Origin of the sequence: Bradyrhizobium commune, assembly GCF_015624505.1 — a bacterium.
GTDB lineage: Bacteria > Pseudomonadota > Alphaproteobacteria > Rhizobiales > Xanthobacteraceae > Bradyrhizobium > Bradyrhizobium commune.
The window spans coordinates 446,247-463,002 of record NZ_CP061379.1 but is presented as its reverse complement, the minus strand read 5'-3'; the positions used below and the strand labels follow the sequence as shown (position 1 = coordinate 463,002).

Annotated in this window: 17 protein-coding genes; 4 read left to right on the top strand and 13 right to left on the bottom strand. The window is 62.7% G+C overall.

The window, feature by feature from the left end; genetic code table 11:
- Window positions 1–21: 21 nt before the first annotated feature.
- Together IC761_RS02215 and IC761_RS02210 are read right to left on the bottom strand one after the other, a co-directional pair.
- Window positions 22–408, bottom strand: a complete 387-nt coding sequence (locus IC761_RS02215) for a type II toxin-antitoxin system VapC family toxin (RefSeq protein ID WP_195801687.1) — start codon at window positions 406–408, stop codon at window positions 22–24.
- A 4-nt stretch (window positions 409–412) separates the two neighbouring features.
- Window positions 413–643 carry a type II toxin-antitoxin system Phd/YefM family antitoxin gene (locus IC761_RS02210; protein ID WP_195801686.1) on the bottom strand — a complete coding sequence of 77 codons (231 nt, stop codon included), beginning with the start codon at window positions 641–643 and terminating at the stop codon, window positions 413–415.
- Window positions 644–779: 136 nt separating this feature from the next.
- Here IC761_RS02210 and IC761_RS02205 point away from each other — a divergent pair, with 136 nt between their 5' ends.
- Genes IC761_RS02205 through IC761_RS02190 form a run of 4 tightly spaced genes read left to right on the top strand, consistent with a single transcriptional unit; the run spans window position 780 to window position 3,434 of the window.
- Window positions 780–1,232, top strand: a complete 453-nt coding sequence (locus IC761_RS02205; RefSeq protein WP_195801685.1) for a MarR family winged helix-turn-helix transcriptional regulator — start codon at window positions 780–782, stop codon at window positions 1,230–1,232.
- A 47-nt stretch (window positions 1,233–1,279) separates the two neighbouring features.
- Window positions 1,280–1,846, top strand: a complete 567-nt coding sequence (locus tag IC761_RS02200) for an isochorismatase family protein (RefSeq protein ID WP_195801684.1) — start codon at window positions 1,280–1,282, stop codon at window positions 1,844–1,846.
- Window positions 1,843–2,172, top strand: coding sequence for a hypothetical protein (locus tag IC761_RS02195; protein ID WP_195801683.1), 330 nt, complete (start codon window positions 1,843–1,845; stop codon window positions 2,170–2,172). Before IC761_RS02200 ends, IC761_RS02195 begins: the two co-directional genes overlap by 4 nt.
- Window positions 2,169–3,434, top strand: coding sequence for an MFS transporter (locus tag IC761_RS02190; protein ID WP_195801682.1), 1,266 nt, complete (start codon window positions 2,169–2,171; stop codon window positions 3,432–3,434). Before IC761_RS02195 ends, IC761_RS02190 begins: the two co-directional genes overlap by 4 nt.
- A gap of 78 nt (window positions 3,435–3,512) precedes the next feature.
- Here the strand turns inward: IC761_RS02190 and IC761_RS02185 are convergent, their stop codons facing one another.
- The 11 genes from IC761_RS02185 to darT form a co-directional block, all read right to left on the bottom strand.
- Window positions 3,513–4,388, bottom strand: a complete 876-nt coding sequence (locus IC761_RS02185) for an ABC transporter permease (RefSeq protein ID WP_195801681.1) — start codon at window positions 4,386–4,388, stop codon at window positions 3,513–3,515.
- Window positions 4,385–5,212: an ABC transporter ATP-binding protein gene (locus IC761_RS02180; RefSeq protein ID WP_438265075.1), complete on the bottom strand. Its 828-nt coding sequence runs from the start codon at window positions 5,210–5,212 to the stop codon at window positions 4,385–4,387. The genes IC761_RS02185 and IC761_RS02180 overlap by 4 nt, the downstream gene beginning before the upstream one ends.
- A 2-nt stretch (window positions 5,213–5,214) precedes the next feature.
- Window positions 5,215–6,264, bottom strand: coding sequence for an ABC transporter substrate-binding protein (locus tag IC761_RS02175; protein ID WP_195801679.1), 1,050 nt, complete (start codon window positions 6,262–6,264; stop codon window positions 5,215–5,217).
- Window positions 6,264–7,403, bottom strand: coding sequence for a 3-isopropylmalate dehydrogenase (leuB, locus tag IC761_RS02170; RefSeq protein WP_195801678.1), 1,140 nt, complete (start codon window positions 7,401–7,403; stop codon window positions 6,264–6,266). The genes IC761_RS02175 and leuB overlap by 1 nt, the downstream gene beginning before the upstream one ends.
- The gene (gene leuD, locus IC761_RS02165; RefSeq protein WP_195801677.1) at window positions 7,400–8,035 is read right to left on the bottom strand and encodes a 3-isopropylmalate dehydratase small subunit; all 636 of its coding nucleotides are present in this window, start codon (window positions 8,033–8,035) and stop codon (window positions 7,400–7,402) included. Before leuD ends, leuB begins: the two co-directional genes overlap by 4 nt.
- On the bottom strand, window positions 8,036–9,460 hold the full coding sequence (gene leuC, locus IC761_RS02160; protein ID WP_210338510.1) for a 3-isopropylmalate dehydratase large subunit: 1,425 nt from the start codon (window positions 9,458–9,460) through the stop codon (window positions 8,036–8,038).
- Window positions 9,461–9,611: 151 nt separating this feature from the next.
- The gene (locus IC761_RS02155; RefSeq protein ID WP_195801675.1) at window positions 9,612–10,565 is read right to left on the bottom strand and encodes a LysR family transcriptional regulator; all 954 of its coding nucleotides are present in this window, start codon (window positions 10,563–10,565) and stop codon (window positions 9,612–9,614) included.
- A gap of 329 nt (window positions 10,566–10,894) precedes the next feature.
- Window positions 10,895–12,034 (bottom strand): FAD-dependent oxidoreductase, encoded by a 1,140-nt coding sequence (locus IC761_RS02150; protein ID WP_195801674.1) that lies wholly within the window; start codon window positions 12,032–12,034, stop codon window positions 10,895–10,897.
- 37 nt (window positions 12,035–12,071) lie between these two features.
- Window positions 12,072–15,077, bottom strand: coding sequence for a type I restriction endonuclease subunit R (locus tag IC761_RS02145; protein ID WP_195801673.1), 3,006 nt, complete (start codon window positions 15,075–15,077; stop codon window positions 12,072–12,074).
- Window positions 15,074–16,105, bottom strand: coding sequence for a type II toxin-antitoxin system antitoxin DNA ADP-ribosyl glycohydrolase DarG (gene darG, locus IC761_RS02140; RefSeq protein WP_195801672.1), 1,032 nt, complete (start codon window positions 16,103–16,105; stop codon window positions 15,074–15,076). Before darG ends, IC761_RS02145 begins: the two co-directional genes overlap by 4 nt.
- Window positions 16,106–16,114: 9 nt before the next feature.
- Window positions 16,115–16,756, bottom strand: coding sequence for a type II toxin-antitoxin system toxin DNA ADP-ribosyl transferase DarT (gene darT / locus IC761_RS02135; protein WP_195801671.1), 642 nt, complete (start codon window positions 16,754–16,756; stop codon window positions 16,115–16,117).

Below are 16,756 nucleotides of genomic sequence, written 5' to 3'. Positions count from 1 at the left end.
TCCCAATCCAAACGGCGTATCTCACCACAATCTCGCGACGCCATAGGCGTCGAAAGCTTGCTCGTTGGAGACCAGCACAAGTTCTTCCAGCATCGCCTGAGCTATCAGCATCCGGTCGAATGGATCGCGGTGAGGGCCGGGCAAGGTGCCCGCCGCTTGCCCATGCCGAAGGCTTATCGGCAAGGCGGCGAAGCCCTGATCGGCGATCGCGCCTTCGAGATCCACAACAATGGTGGCGACCCCGGGCAGTTTGCCGATCCGGTGCTTCGTCGATATTTCCCAGGCCGAGGCAGCGCTAACGAAAATGCCGTTGCTCTCGTCCGCTATTGCCGATTGTGCCGCAGCCGATAGCGAGTCGTCGCCGGAAAGCCACCAGAGAAATGTGTGGGTATCCAGCAGCAATTGCATGCCGCTACTCCCAAGCCGCCAATTCCTGCTCGGACAGGGGTTCGAAGAATTCAGGCCCGACGCTGACGACGCCACTTAGTGCGCCGAACTTGCGCTTCGCCGCTGGCCGCTGGAAAGGCACCAATTTGGCGATCGGTCGCTTCCCCCGAGCGAGCACAATTTCCTCACCAGCTTCGACGCGCGCCAGAAGTTGCGACAGGGTCGTCTTTGCAATGTGAATTGTGACGGTTTCCATAGGATTACTATTAGCTAATTGTCCTAGCTAAGTCAAATATCCATCCTGGCATGGAAGCGCGATCGCCGCCAGTTCCGCAGTCAAACTGCAAAGCTAAACTTTACAGATTACCTTCATATATGCTATTCGCCCTGGCATGAGCAACTCATCAGGTACGGCCGGCTCGGCGCGCACATCCGCGCTCGCGGAAGACCTTCGTTTGCTGATTGGAACGCTGAAGCGCCGGCTTCGCGAGCAGGGCCAGCGGGATGACCTTCCGCCGTCGCAGGTCGCCGTTCTGCTTCGCCTCGAAAAGGATGGTCCTGCGACCGTGTCCGGCCTGGCGCGATCGGAAGGGATGCGTCCGCAATCGATGAGCACGGCGATCGCAGCGCTGGAGGCTGCCGGCATGGTCCACGGCACGCCCGATCCCAACGACGGACGGCAAACCATCATGTCGCTCACCAATGCCTGCCGCGAGCGGCTGCGCACCGGCAGGGCCGCGCGGCAGGACTGGCTGTCGCGCACCATCGCGGCGCGACTGTCCGCACCAGAGCAGCAAGAGCTTGCCGCGGCTGTCGGCTTGTTGAAGCGGCTGGTCGAAGATTGATGCCGGCCTCGCCGCGCCGGTCGCAGGAAACATACGGAAGGACGATCATGGCCGTCACGACGCTCGATCCGATCACGGCTCTCATCGTCGTCGATCTCCAGCGCGGGATCGTCGGCGCGACGTTCATCGATCCAATCGATGGTGTCGTGACGCGCGCCTGCGACCTCGTCACTGCGTTTCGGCGGCGCGAACTGCCGATCGTGCTGGTCAATGTCGATGGCGTTGCGCCGGGGCGGACCGAGCGGCCGCGCCACGCCGCTCAGCTTCCCGAAGGCTGGACCGACTTTCTCCCGCAGCTCGCGCCACAGCCGGGCGACATCGTGGTCACGAAGCGGACATGGGGCGCATTCGCGAGCACCGATCTCGAGAACCAGCTCAGGGCGCGCGGCGTCACGCAAGTGGTGATCGCCGGCGTCGCGACCGGCACCGGCGTCGAATCGACTGCGCGTCAGGCCTATGAGGCGGGCTTCAACGTCACGCTCGCCGTCGATGCGATGACGGATGCGCGAGAAAGCGCACATGACTACAGCATCGCCCAGGTGTTTCCGCGGCTCGGCGAAACCGGCTCGACGCAAGCCGTCATCGATCTTCTTGAAAGGAATCCATGCCCATGAACTGGCTTGACCTCGTCGCCTATTTCTTCGGCGGCGCATTCCTCACCAACGCCATTCCCCATGTCGTCGCGGGCATGATGGGAGAGCCGTTCCAATCCCCGTTCGCCAAGCCGCGCGGCGAGGGCCTGTCGACGTCGACCGTCAACATCCTCTGGGGCTTCTTCAACCTCCTGGTCGGATATCTTCTGGTCTGCCGCGTCGGCGATTTCGGCGTGAGGAACACGAGCGACGTGGCAGCAGCCGGCCTCGGCGGCCTCCTGGTCGGCCTGTTCCTGGCGCGGCACTTTGGGCGGTTTCACGGCGGCAATGACCCCCGGCCAACATGAGGCGCGTGTTTCGATCGTTACGGAGCGTCAACTACCGGGTGTGGGCGGCCGGCGCGCTGGTCTCCAATATCGGCACGTGGATGCAGCGCGCCGCGCAGGATTGGCTGGTTCTGACAGAGCTCACGCAGCACAGCGCGTCTGCCGTCGGCATCGTGATGGCGTTTCAGTTCGGACCACAGCTCCTGCTGATGCCCTGGTCCGGCTTCGCCGCCGACCATTTCAACCAGCGCAAGCTGCTGATGGCGACGCAGGCGACGATGGGCGCGCTCGCTCTCATCCTCGGACTTCTCACGGTCACCGGCGTGGTGCAGCTCTGGCACGTCTATGTGTTCGCCTTCCTGTTCGGCTGTAGCGCTGCGCTCGATGCCCCGGTGCGCCAGACCTTCGTGGCCGAGCTGGTCGGCGATGCCGACCTGTCGAACGCGATCGCGCTGAACTCCACCTCGTTCAACGCCGCACGCATGATCGGGCCTGCGGTCGCCGGCCTCGTCATCGCCTCGGTCGGGACCGGTTGGGCGTTCCTGTTCAACGGCGCGTCGTTCATGGCGGTGCTGGCGTCGCTGTCCTTGCTGCGCTCATCGGAGCTTCGGCCCAATGCGCGCGCCCACCGCACCAAGGGCAGCGTGCTCCAGGGGTTTCACTATGTCTGGTCCCGCCCCGATCTCAGGGCGACCTTGATCATGCTATTCCTGATCGGGACTTTCGGGCTCAATTCCCCGATCTTCATCTCGACCATGGCCGTCGGCGTCTTCCATACCGACGCGCGCGGCTTTGGCCTGTTGTCCTCGATGATGGCGATCGGAACGATGTCGGGCGCGCTGCTCGCGGCAAGCCGCGAGCAGCCACGCTTCAAGTCGCTGCTGTGGGGCGCCACGATCTTCGGCCTCGGCTGCACGCTGGCCGCGCTGGCGCCCGATTACTGGCTGTTCGCTGCGGCACTGGTCGTGATGGGCGTCGCGGCGCTGACGATCATGAACACCTCGAACGCGCTGATGCAGCTCTCGACCGAGCCCGCGATGCGCGGACGCGTGATGGCACTCCGGCTCGGCGTCGCGCTGGGCGGCACGCCGCTCGGCGCCCCGATCGTCGGCTGGGTCGCCGACCATCTTGGCCCGCGCTGGTCACTCGGCGTCGGTGCGGCCTCGGGCTTTGCGGCCGCGATCGTCGCAATCGGGATGATGTCGCGATCCGGCGGCGAGACCGCATATGGCGGCGGCCATCCGGCGAACGAGAACGAACTCAATTTGCCGCAGCAGCGGTGACGCCGCCACAAGGCACATGGGCGAGGACCATCCGCACCACGCATCGCCTGCGGCTCGATCAGCAGGGACAGCGTTCGGTTACTCCGCCAGATTGTGCTGCTGCCAGCGCAGCAGGTAGGCCTGCAATCGCCAGATCAGCGCGGATAGCGCAACGCCGACAAGCATCAGCACGATGACGGCGACCATCATTCCCGATGCCTCCGCGCGCGCCTCGGACTCGATGATCAGCCGCCCGATTCCCCGTTCAGAACCGATGAACTCGCCGACGATCACCCCGATGAGAGCGAACGAAATCGCAGGTGTCAGCGAGGCGAACACCCACGCCATGGTCGAGGGAATGACCACAGTGCGGGTGATCTGCCACTCGCTGGCCCCGAGCAGCCGCGCCGCATTGACAAAGCCCTCGTCGATCGAGCGTGCCCCTTCGAACGTGTTGAAGAACACGAGGAAGACGACCACGATCCACGACGTGACGATCTTCGAGGTATCGCCGATGCCGAAGGCCAGCACGATGATCGGCGCCAGCGCGATGCGGGGGATCGAATTCACCGCCGTGATGAACGGCTGGAATATCGCGCTCAGCCGATCCGAACGGCCCAACACGAGGCCCGCAGCAAAGCCGCTGATAACGCCGGTCGCAAAACCGAAGAACGTGTTCTTCAGGGTGACCGCGGTCGCGATCCAGAGATTGTTCTCGGATCGCGCCATGCAGCGGCTGAATTCGCCGTTGAACCAGCCGTTGAAGACGCCGAGCTTTGACTTGAGACAGCTCAGGATCAGGAAATGCTCGAAGATTTCGGACGGCTTGGACACGAAATAAGGGTCGAGCAGATCAGGCACGAGCCAGGGAAGGCGACCGTGCAGATCGTATCCCCACTGCCAGATCGACAGGAAGCAGACGCAGATCAGCGCCTGCCAGGCGAACGTTCTGCCGCGGTGGCGCGACCGCCTCATGGTTTCCGGCCCTTGATGAATTCCTCGCCGAGCGAATGCCAGATCAACTGGAACAGCTCGGCATAACGCGGCGTCTCACGGATCTTTACGGCGTTACGGGGGCGGGCAAAATCCACCTCGAAAGTTTCCTTGATCCGGCCGGGCCGCGCGGAGAACAGAATGATGCGGTCCGCCAGCGTCAGGGCCTCGCCGAGATCGTGGGTCACGAACAGCACGGTCTGCTGCTCGCGCTCCCAGATGCGCAGCAGCACGTCGTGCATGTCGATCTTGGTGTGGGTGTCGAGCGCGCCGAACGGCTCGTCCATCAGCAGAACCTGCGGTTCGACGACCAGCGTTCGCATCAGGGCGGCGCGCTGGCGCATACCGCCTGACAATGCGGAAGGATAGGCATTGCCAAATCCCTCCAGCCCGGCCTGCATCAGGCAAGCGCGGACGCGCTCCTTTCGCTCCGCCACCGGGACACCCGCCAGCTCCAGGCCGTAGCCGATGTTGTCGGCAACGGTGCGCCAGGGAAACAGGGTATCGCGCTGAAAGACATAGCCGACATTCGGCGTCGCCTGTCCGGGGACGACAGGCGTCCCGTCGATCAGGATCTGACCGCCGGTCGGCTTGACCAGTGTCGCGATCATGTTGAGGACGGTGCTCTTGCCCGAACCGGATGGCCCCAGCAAGGCGACGAATTCGCCGCGCCTGACATTGAAGGAGACGTCGCGCACCGCCTCGATGGCCGCACCCGCCAACTGGAAGGTCTTGCACAGACCACGCACGTCGATGCGCCGCGTGTCCGGTGGCGCATCGACCTGCGGCGCGTGTAAGGCCTCCACGCTCAAGCCGGATAGGCCTTGCGAGCCGCTTCGATGAAGCTGGTATTGACGACGTCGGCCATGGCGAGCGGCTTGATGCCGGTCATCTCGCGGAACCAGACCTTCTGACCGCGCGCGAAGCTGGCCGCATCGATGATGCCATCGTAATCGGTGACCTTCTTCATGATCCCGATATCGAGAATGTTCGCGTCGCGCGACGTGCTCCCGACATAAGGCTCGATCGCATCGTAGATCTGTTCGGGAGTGTGACCCTTGATCCATTGGGTGGCGCGCCACAGCGCGGTAACGAACGCCTGCATCTTCGGCGGGTCCTTGTCGATGGTCGACTGCAAGGTGAAATGAGACGTCACCGGGACCTTGCCACCGATATACTTCGCCCAGACCGCCTCGTCCGTTCCATCGAAGAGCAGCGCGCCCCAGCCCTGCTCGATCGAGTCCTTCAGGATCGACGGCGAGTTGATGAGAACGTCGACCTGCTTGGTTTTCAACGAGCCCATCATGGTGTCGACATTGCCGGTGCCGATCCAGGTCACCTTGTCGTCCAGCCCCATGGTTTCCATGTAGTAGGAGGCCCAGACGTGGTTGGTGCCTCCCAGCGACGACACCGCAAGGATTGGCTTTCGTCCGTCAGGCCGTTTCCAGTTCGCGAAGGCATCCAGCGTGGTGATGCCCTGATCCAGCAGGTCCTTGCGGATGATGAAGATCGCCGCGTTGCTGCGGGTATCGACCGGCATCAGGACGCGCGCGCTGCGGCCATGATTGCTGAGCTGCATCGGGTGGGTGATATCGCCGATGCCGATATCGCCCTGGGACGACGCGATGATCTCGCGCGTCTTCACGCCGCTGCCACCCTGGATCAGCTTGCAGTCGAGGCCGGCGTCCTTGAAGAACCCGGCCCGGGCGGCGACAAACTGGGACTGATAGATCGGAATGGCCACCGGATAGATCACGCGGCCGGACGGGGCATCCGCCCATGCCCGCCCTGCTGCCATGGAGGCACCGACGCCGGCGACAATCGTCAGTGCGGACCGTCTGGTGATCCGAGTTCTCATCACGCGTGCTCCCTCTCCTTGCCGGCCACCTTGTCGAGCGCGTTCAGCACGGCATCGCCCATTTCCTGGGTTGAGATTTTTCTTGCGCCGGGTTCGGCGATGTCGGCCGTTCTTGCGCCGGCGGCAAGGGCCGTGTCCACGGCCTTCTCCAACAGCGTTGCATCATCGGGCCGATTGAGGGTAATGCGCAACATCATTGCGACGCTGAGGATCGAGCCGAGCGGATTGGCAATGCCCTTGCCTGCAATGTCAGGTGCACTGCCGTGAACGGGTTCATAGAGCGCCTTGCGGCGACCCAGCCGGTCCGGCGGCCCGAGCGAGACCGACGGCAGCATGCCGAGCGAGCCCGATGCCATCGCGGCACAATCGGAGAGAATGTCGCCGAAGATATTGCAGGTCACCATGACATCGAATTGCGACGGCGCCCGCACGATCTGCATCGCAGCGTTGTCGACATAGAGATGCGACAGCTCAATATCGGAGAATTCCGCTTGATGCAGCGCGATGACCTCCTCGCGCCACAGCACGCTGGTTTCCAGCACATTGGCCTTGTCGACAGAGCAGACCCGGCCCTTGCGTGTCCGCGCCAGCTCGAATGCGGTTCGCGCGACGCGGCGAATCTGGCTCGTTGTGTATTGCTGGGTGTTGAAGCCGCGGCGCTGGCCGTCGGGCAGCGTCTCGATGCCGCGTGGCTCGCCGAAATAGATGCCGCTGGTGAGCTCGCGGATGATGATGAAGTCGACGTCTTTCAGCACCGAAGCCTTGAGCGGCGCGGAATCCGCCAGCGCCGGGTTGGCGACGATGGGCCGGAGATTGGCATAAAGGTCGTACTTGCTGCGCAGCGACAGCAGGCTTCCCGCCTTGCGCGCCGCCGGAGGCACTTCCGTGGTTTCCGGGCCGCCCGTCGCACCCCAGAGGATTGCGTCGGCCTCCTCCATTGCCTCGACGGTGTCATCGGGCAACACCTTGCCCGTCGCGAGATAGGGGATGAGACCGTATTGCGCCTCGCGCAGAGCCACCGGCGCGCCGCGGCGGTCCGAGAACCATTTGAGAATGCGATGGGACTGGTCGGTCACCTCCGGACCGATGCCTTCACCACCGACCACGGCAACCTTGATCGTGTTCGAGAGCGTGTTCATGCTGACTGTCCTGCAAAGTGAATCCACGGCCGTGCGTCGCGGTCGGAGGCCTGGAATGCACGGATCTCGTGGTCGCGCCGCAACGTCAGCGAAATCTCGTCGAGGCCTTCCAGCAAACCCGCACGCCGGCGCGGATCGATCTCGAAGACGTGCCGTACGCCCGATGGCGAGGTGACCGTCTGCTCCTCGAGATCGACCGTGAGACGTCCTGCGCCCTGGCTCGCTTCGATCTCGGCTGCGAGGCCATCGATCGTCGCCTTATCCAGCACCACCGGCAAAATGCCGTTCTGGAAGCAGTTGGCGAAGAAGATGTCGCCGAAGCCGGATCCGATGATGGCGCGGATGCCCATTTCCTGGAGCGACCACACCGCCGCCTCGCGCGACGAGCCGCAGCCGAAATTCGGACCCGTGACCAGGATTTCCGCGGCGCGATAAGGCTCGCGATTGAGGACGAACTCGGGATTTTCCGAGCCGTCCGGCAGATAGCGGAGCGAGCCGAACGCCCATTTTCCGAGATTGCCGCGCACGGAATTTCCGATCATGCGGTTGATGCTGATGATGACATCGGTATCGATATTCGTGCGCATGATCGGTGCGGCCGTCGCAGTCAGCTTGGTGAAGGCTTGCGCCATCTAGCGCTCCATCGTTCGAACATCGGCGATGGCGCCGGACACCGCCGCCGCCACGGCCATTGCCGGGCTTGCCAGATGAGTGCGGGCCCGCGGCCCTTGCCGGCCGATGAAATTCCGGTTCGACGTCGACACCGAGCGCTGGCCGGGCGGCACGGTCTCGCCGTTTGCGGCGAGACACATCGAGCATCCGGGCTCACGCCATTCAAAGCCCGCGTCGATGAAGATCCTGTCGAGCCCTTCGGCCACCGCATCGCGCTTGACGGTTTCCGAACCTGGCACGACCCAGGCGCGCACGCCCGGCGCAACCTTGCGGCCGCGCGCGACTTCGGCCGCAGCTCTGAGATCGCTGAGGCGGCTGTTGGTGCAGGAGCCGATGAAGACCCAATCCACCGGCGTGCCGGCAATCGGCGCGCCCGGCTTGAGGCCCATATAGTCGAGCGCGATCTCGATCGCGCCGCGACGCGCCGGATCGGCGATATCTCGGGGATCCGGGACGCGGCCATCGACACCGAGGACATGCTCCGGACTGGTGCCCCAGGTGATTTGCGGGATGATGGTTCCGACATCGATCGACACTTCGCGATCGAACACGGCGTCGCTGTCGCTCTGAAGCGTCCGCCACGCCGCGACGGCCCGCTCCCACATCGCGCCTTGCGGCGCATAGGGACGGCCGCGGACATAATCGAACGTCGTGTCATCCGGCGCGATCAGCCCCATCTTGGCGCCGAGCTCGACCGACAGATTGCAGATAGTGAGCCGCCCTTCGATCGGCATGGTCCGGATCGCGCTGCCGGCATATTCGACGGCGTAACCGGTGCCGCCGGCGGCGCCGACATGACCGATCAAAGCGAGGATGAGATCCTTCGCCGTCACACCGAACGGCATCCGGCCGTCGAACGTCACGCGCATGGTCTTGGGCCGGCGCTGGATGATCGTCTGGGTCGCCAGCACATGCGCGAGCTCGCTGGAGCCGATGCCGAAGGCGAGCGCGCCGAGCCCGCCATGGGTGCAGGTATGGCTGTCGCCGCAGACGATCAGGCAGCCGGGCAGGCTGAGACCGAGCTCCGGCCCGATGACATGGACGATGCCCTGCCCCGGCTGGTCGATGTCGAACAGCCGGATGTTGCTTGCCGATGTCTCGGTCCGCAGCGCCGCCAGCAGCTCCCACCCGGTCTGGATCGTGCCGGCACGTCCGGACGCGGTCGAAATCGCATGATCCGGCGTGGCGAAGGTCAGCTCGGGATTGTGGACGGGAATGTTGCGGCTCTTGAGGTCAAGCAGACCGCGGGAGCCGCCGAGATCGTGCAGCAAATGGCGATCCACGTGAAGCAGATCGGTGTCATCGCTGACCTTCGCGATGACATGCTGGTCCCAGATTTTGGCCAGCAGCGTGCGACCACGCGTGTCCACGATTAGCCCTCCCATGTCCGGCATCTGATGCGCCGTATGGCTGCCGATCATGCCGACCGGCAGCGATGTTGGGAAGGAGGATAGAAGCCCGTCGCGGAAATGTGCAGTGACGGTTGGGCAGGGAGCCATCGCGACCGGCGATGGCAGGCCGTCCGCGACGGCGATGTCAGCCCCTGCTGCGGACGACCGTCAGCCGGTCGGAGACATTGCTCGAAGCGAGACGCGCATCATCATGGACCCGCAAATGATCCACCAGCAATTTCGTGACCGGCGGCAGCGAGTTGTAATCGCGCACGCCCATGACCAGCTCGCGTCGCGCCCAGGACTCATCGAGCGGGACGGTGACGAGGCTGTCGATGCCGTAGCGGTCGCGAACGATCTCGAGCGGAACGACGCCGACCCCCATCTTGGCGTCGATGACGCGGAACAGGGCATCGAAACTGCTGACGCGGATTCGCACCTTGAGATGCTGCCCGAGCGCCGCAGCCGCCCTGACGCACAACGTCTCGATCGAGCTGCCCTTCTCGAGGCTGACGAAGTCGAAATCGACCAGCTCGCGGAAGCGAACGCTGTCGCGGCCCGCCAGCGGATGGTCGCGCGTGACCAGCGCGACCAGGCTGTCGCTGCGATAGGGCAGCAGCTCCAGATCCTGTCCGTCGATGTTGCCGCCGAAGATGCCGATGTCGGCCCGGTTCTCCATCACGGCGCGCACGATCGCGGGGCTGAGATCCTCCTCAATGTCGATGTGGACCAACGGATGCCGTTCCAGGAACAGGCTGAGCTCGTCGGCGAGAGCTTCGAGGATCGCGGACTTGTTGGCGCAGACCCGGATCAGCCCGCGCTTGCCCTGCTTGTATCCCGTCAGCTCGGTTTCGAGCTTGCTGAGATTTCCGAGGATGATGCGCGCGTGCTCGAGCAGGGCGAAGCCGGCAGGCGTCGGCTCGATCCCCTTGGAATGGCGATGCAGCAGCTCGACCTGGAACAGGTCCTCGATGTCCGAGATGCGGCGGCTGACCGCGGACGCGGCGATGTTCTTCTTCTCCGCCGCCTTGGCGATGCTCTGCTCCTCGACGATGGCGACGAAGAGCTGGAGCGTGAGGAGATCGATTTTGGCGGTCATCGGGAGAGTCCTCGGGCGGGTCTCAGACGAGGGCAGTATAGCCGCTTTAGGATGGGCAGCCGGCGACCGCGTGAGGGCGGCTTCTGGGCCAGACGAACAGAAATGTCGAAAACAACCCCATGCACAGTAGCCGACCTCTGTCAGAACAAAGACTTACGGAGCAACTGCGGAATTCCAGAAATTTCGCTTGTTCCGTCGGGCAAAACAGGTGCATGATGGCATCGTGGCAGGAGGATCGACAGGCGGGGGTTTCTGGCCCGGGTCCTTGACGACGTTTGCCGCCGGACGGTGGCGTTTGTGCGCTGTCACCGTAACATCCCAGCATCCGCTCAGGCGAATTGAGAATATCGGGACAGCTGAAAGAAGGGTTCTGCTTGGTAGGACGGATCGGTGGCGAGGCGAGCAAGCCTTTGCCCGATGGCGGGCGCGAACTTCGCACCATGGCCTGAACACGCGGAGCAGACGATCAGGCGGGACTCCGGCCAGCGATCGATGATGAATTCCTCGCCCGCATCGGGCAGGCGGTCGGCGGGCGCGGTGTTGGCGTAGAGGCAGACGTCTCGATCGATGATGGGCCCGGCCGCGCCCGGCACGAGCGCGGCCAACGCTTCGCCGACGGAGCGGAGTTCGGCATCAGTGGCCTGCGGACCCCAGTCGTCGGGGCCGACCACGGGCCCGTGGTTGTGAGGCGCAGCTTTGACGCCGCGTTGTTCGAAGTCCGGAAAGCCGTAGACCACGTCGTTCGGACCTCGCTCCAGAATGAAGATCGGGAAGCGACCGAGCGCCACAGTGTCGGGGCTATCAGGCTTGAACCAGCCGACCGCCTGTCGGGTCACGTTAAGCAGCGCGGTGAGTTGCGGGAGGGCGCGACCGAGCCATGGGCCTAGCGCCAAAATCGCGCGCTCGGCGAAGAACTCTTCGGTGGCCGTGCGGATCGACACGCCGTCGTGGTGCTGCGTGAAGCTCGCGCGTTCCGGAATCATGCGATTCCCGGCGCGAGAGCGCATCAGTTTCATGACGAGTTCGGTGTGCAGGATCGCGCCACCGTCCTGGACGACGACGTCCCAGTCGTCGGGCAGGTTGAAAGCCGGAAATTCCTTGTTCGCGACAGACGCGGTCAACACCGGATCCGGACGCCCTTTCGCGATCGCGGCCGCGCGCGAGGACGCCACCATGGCGGAGCCGGGGCGGCCGGCCTCCAGAATAGGGGTTTCCGTCAGAACCGTTTGACCGCTTTCGGCCTGCAGCCGGATCCAGCCGGCATGAGCCTCGTCGCTCAGGCTGGTGTAGTTGGGGTTTTCGAAATTGAAGCGACGGAAAATGCGACATGAACCATGTGACGAGCCTCGATCCGAACCTGCTGCGACAGGGTCGAAGCCGAGCGCATCGACGCCGGCATCCAGCAATGCGCCCAGCGCTGCTCCGCCCATGAGCCCCAGACCCAGCACGGCGACTTCGCATTTCCGCATGAAGGCCTCGCGAGCGATGCTACGACGCGCCGATCATTCACGACGACGAAGGCGTCGGTCTATCGTAAGTCGCCGAAAAAACCGTATCAGTGAGCCAGCGCTTGAATTCGGGATTGTCGCTGAATTGTTTGAATAGCTCGGTGTCATCCTTCATCAATCCGATGATAACACTTGCCAGCGCCTTGTCATGCTCGATGCGAGCGTTCTGCTTGTCTGAATTTTTCTGCGCATTTTGATAGGCCGGATTTGCGGCCACCTTGTCGGGTATCACGGTAGCAATCAGATGGCGAATTCGGTCCGTGTCCGCCCATGTGATGTTCCCAAACAGGTCGTTGAAGCTGCGGATGATGTTCGACAGGCGATCAAGCTCGGGCTCCGCTCTGTGTCCGCCGCCATCGGTCGGCACCGGATCGATCTCCGCGTCCTGATCGGAGAGCTGCACGCGCTGCGCCGCCTGTTTCTCGACCCGATAGCTGTCCATGTCGATGGCTTCGAGAATCCCCTTCGACAGGTCTTCTTCGCGTGGCGCCGGCAACTTTGGCACCAGAAAATTCAAGAAGATCGACAGCTTCTCCCAGTCCGCGCTGGTGTAGGGTAGAATGGAGGAAATGAAAGCGTAGGTCCGGGTGAACGCCTTGGCCTTCCCCTTGAAATCGACCTGTCCGTCTTCGTCGAGGTCGCTCACATAGGTGGCAACGCAGACATCCAGGATGGGGTCGAGCTGGTCGCGACCCGCGCCCGCGAGATACAGCCGGACGAGTTGCTCGATCTGGGCGGGCCTATAGACCTGATGCTCGTCAAGGGCGGCCTTAAGATCATGCAGCCGGTTCGGATCGGTCTCGTCGCTCAGGATCGTTGTCCGATAGAACGTATCGAACGCTTTGCGGATCGTCTCGGTCTCGTTCATGAAGTCGAGCACGAACGCATCGTGCTTCTGCGGATGCGCGCGGTTGAGGCGTGACAGCGTCTGAACCGCCTTGATGCCCGACAGCGTCTTGTCGACATACATCGTATGCAACAGCGGCTGGTCATAGCCGGTCTGGAACTTGTCGGCACAGATCAGGAAACGATAGGGATCGGTTTCGATCCGGTCGGCGATATCCTTCGATGGGAAGCCGTTAAGGCTGGCTTCAGTGACCTTGGCGCCTTTGAATTCATGCTCACCGGAGAAAGCAACGATCGCACGATAGGGGCTCTTGCGTTCGATCAGATAGGCACTCACCGCCTGATAGTACTGGATCGCGCGATCGATGCCCGAGGTCACCACCATCGCCCGTGCCTGACCGCCGATCTTGTTCAGTGCAAGCACCTGTTCATGGAAGTGATCGACCATGATCTCGGCCTTGAGACGGATGGCGTGATCGTTGCTCTCTACGTAACGACGGAGCTTCTTGGTCGCGCGCTTGGTGTCGAACTCCGGATCGGCCTCTACCGTCTTCACCAGGCGATAGTAGCTGTTGACGGGCGTGTAGTAGCGAAGCACATCGAGGATGAACCCCTCCTGGATCGCCTGCTTCATGGTATAGCGGTGGAACGGACGATGCTTGACGACGTCGCCTTCCGGATAGGGCTCGCCGAAGATCTCTAGCGTCTTGTTCTTGGGCGTCGCAGTGAACGCGAAATAGCTCGCGTTCGGGAGCATCTTGCGGCTCTCCATGATCGCGATGATCTTGTCTTCGACGCTCTCGTCCTCATCGCCGTCTTCGGCGCCGGTCAGAGCCGCGTTCAAGGCGGCGGCGGCCCGGCCGCCCTGACTTGAATGCGCTTCATCAATGATGATCGCGAAGCGACGATCTTTGTGCTGCGAACCGATGTCCTCGAGGATGAACGGGAATTTCTGAACCGTGGTGATGATGATCTTCTTGCCATCGGCAATAAAGCGGCGAAGGTCGCCGGAATGCTCGGCATGCCCAACAGTCGCGCCGACCTGCGCGAATTGTTTGATGGTATCGCGGATCTGCTGATCGAGGATGCGGCGATCGGTGACGACGATTACGGAATCGAAGACCTGGCCGGCAGACGTCGCGAGCCGCACCAGTTGATGCGCCAGCCACGCGATCGAGTTCGATTTGCCGGAGCCAGCCGAGTGCTGGATCAGCACGCGCCGCCCTGCACCCTTCGCCCTGGCGTCGGCCAGCAGCTTGCGAACCACATCCAACTGATGGAATCGAGGGAACAGCTGATCTCGCTTGGTCCGATTGGTCTTGGGGTCCTTACGCTCGACGATCTGGGCGTAGTTCTCGACAATGTCCGTGAGGCCGAGCGGAGTCAGGATCTCCTTCCAGAGATAGTCGGTCTTGATCCCGGCCGGATTCGGCGGATTGCCAGCGCCATCGTTCCAGCCCTTGTTGAAGGGCAGGAACCATGATGCCTTGCCCTTGAGCTGGGTGCAGAACATGACCTGCGCATCGTCCACCGCGAGATGCACGATGCAGCGGCCGAACTCGAAGAGCTTCTCGCGCGGATCGCGGTCGCGCTTGTATTGCTCGACGGCGTCTTGAACCGTCTGCTTCGTCAGGCTGTTCTTGAGCTCGAACGTTGCGATCGGCATGCCATTGATGAACAGCGCCAGATCGAGCGCATGGGCGGTGTCGTCGCGGCTATAGCGGAGCTGGCGGGTGACCGAGAACCGGTTCAGCGCAAAGCGTTCAGCCGCCTTGGGATTGCCCAGTGACGGCGTGCCGTAGAAAAGCTCGACATCATGCGCGCCGTGCTTCACACCATGGCGCAGCACGTCGATGACGCCACGCTTGCCGATCTCGCCTTGAAGCCGGGCGAGGAATTTCTGCCTGACAGGGCTGTCATGGTCGAGATCGAACGCGGCGACTAAGGGCGGCTGCGTCGCAGCGATGAAGGCGCGCAATTGCGCGAGATCGATGGTCCATGCGCGATCATAGGCCTTAGGATCACCTAGCAGCCAATTGTGCAGGCCGGCGAAGGGATCCGGGTCCTCAGAGAACCCGCCGCCGGCCGATGCCTTTCGACCGGTCATGTCGGCGACAATGAGGGCTTCCAGGCCCTTCTCCGAGGTGTCCGTGGTCATGCCGCCGACAGCCATCCCTTCGCGCGAAGGGTGTCATAGGCAATGCCGATCTGGCGCGGTGAGAAGTGCTTCTTGCGATCGTTCCAGGCATGGACCTTCGCCGTGGCATCCTCGGCGCTGGTCGCGCTCTCGTGTTTCACGACCCAATGGACTGTAGCAAGCAGTTCCAATCCAAACGGCGTTTCGAAACCTTCGACTAGCGCGCCCACACGATCGAAGCGAGACTTGGTGCTGCCATCATCGCTCAAGAACGCTTCGGCCTCCTTCACAGCGCCGGGAACCAGCTCAAGCTGCTTGTCGGGCGCGTCTCCGCCATCGTGATAGCCGGAGACGAGGTGTCCCTCTATCTTCGTTAGCACATGACGCAGATTGTCGGCATAGGGGCCGTAATGATGCTTGATGTAGGTGAGCCGAAGGGGCTCCCCCGCCTCCTGCATGAAGTACATGAGCTTCTGCACTTCGATCAATGTCACGAATGGATCCATCAACCCGCCGAGGTAGCGGTGCATCAACCCAACAAGTGCAGCTCGGCCCGCCGTCATCTTCGGTACCTCACGCGACCTGGTGGTCACCGGCGCGCTGTTGGGCTCATAGACGATCACGTCGAGATCGTCGAGCTTGTCCAATGCCGCGACGATTCGGGGACGCACGTCGGCCCAGTTCAGGCCGCCGAGGCCGCTACCCAGCGGCGGGATCGCGATCGAGCGTATCCGGCGATTGCGAATCTGTTCCACAAGGGCCTTGAGGCCAGATTCAATGTCCTCCATCCGGCTCTTGCCCTTCCAGTGCCGCTTGGTCGGAAAGTTGATGATGAACTTCGGACTCAGCTGCCCGGTCTCGAACACGAACATCCTCCCCGGCTGCACTTCATCACGCGCGCAGGCGACCTCATAGGCTTTGAAATTCGCCGGAAAGTTGTTCTTGAACTGCAGCGCGACGCCACGGCCCATGGTGCCGACACAGTTGACCGTGTTGACGAGCGCCTCTACGTCCGCCCTCAAGATGTCTCCGGTCCTGAATTCGATCATGTCTCGTTCCTAGTAGTACCAGTCTCTTTTGATCTCGATCAGCGGACGGTGCGCCGAGCCCAGCATGGCATTCGACACCGGTTGAACATATGCCTGCGAATACACCCCGATCTGCTCCACGAGATGCCACGGAAATGCGCGCTCGATCAGGAACTCCGCTTGCTTGCCCTCTTTGCGGCTCCCCGCCCATTGGCGAGCTTGGACGGCATCCCAATTGATCTCGCCCAGACTTGCCGCATCCGACCGATCCTCGAAATAGTAAGCTCCCGCGTTCGAAAGCGTGAATGCCCAACGTTGACCATTCTCCTTGGCCCAAGCAATCGTCGCGTGAAGATCGGCTTGAAGATGGACAATAGGCTCCTGGCCACCTTGGTAGGCCAACTCGGCATTGCGACAAGCGATCAGGTACAACATAACCGATCTGGGACAAAAATAGAACGGCGCACAGTGTCCAACACGCAGATCGGGATAGCAGCTCAGGCTAAGTTCATTGAGGCGGCGCGCCTTGATCCTGCTCATACCGATCGTCGTACCGGCGCCCTGACGCTGAACCATCACCCCGTCCGACCACAAAAAGCCATCAGCGACGATTGAAGCCAATCGATCGACATGGACGATATGGTAGATCTTGGGCTGGGCCGGAACGGGCAT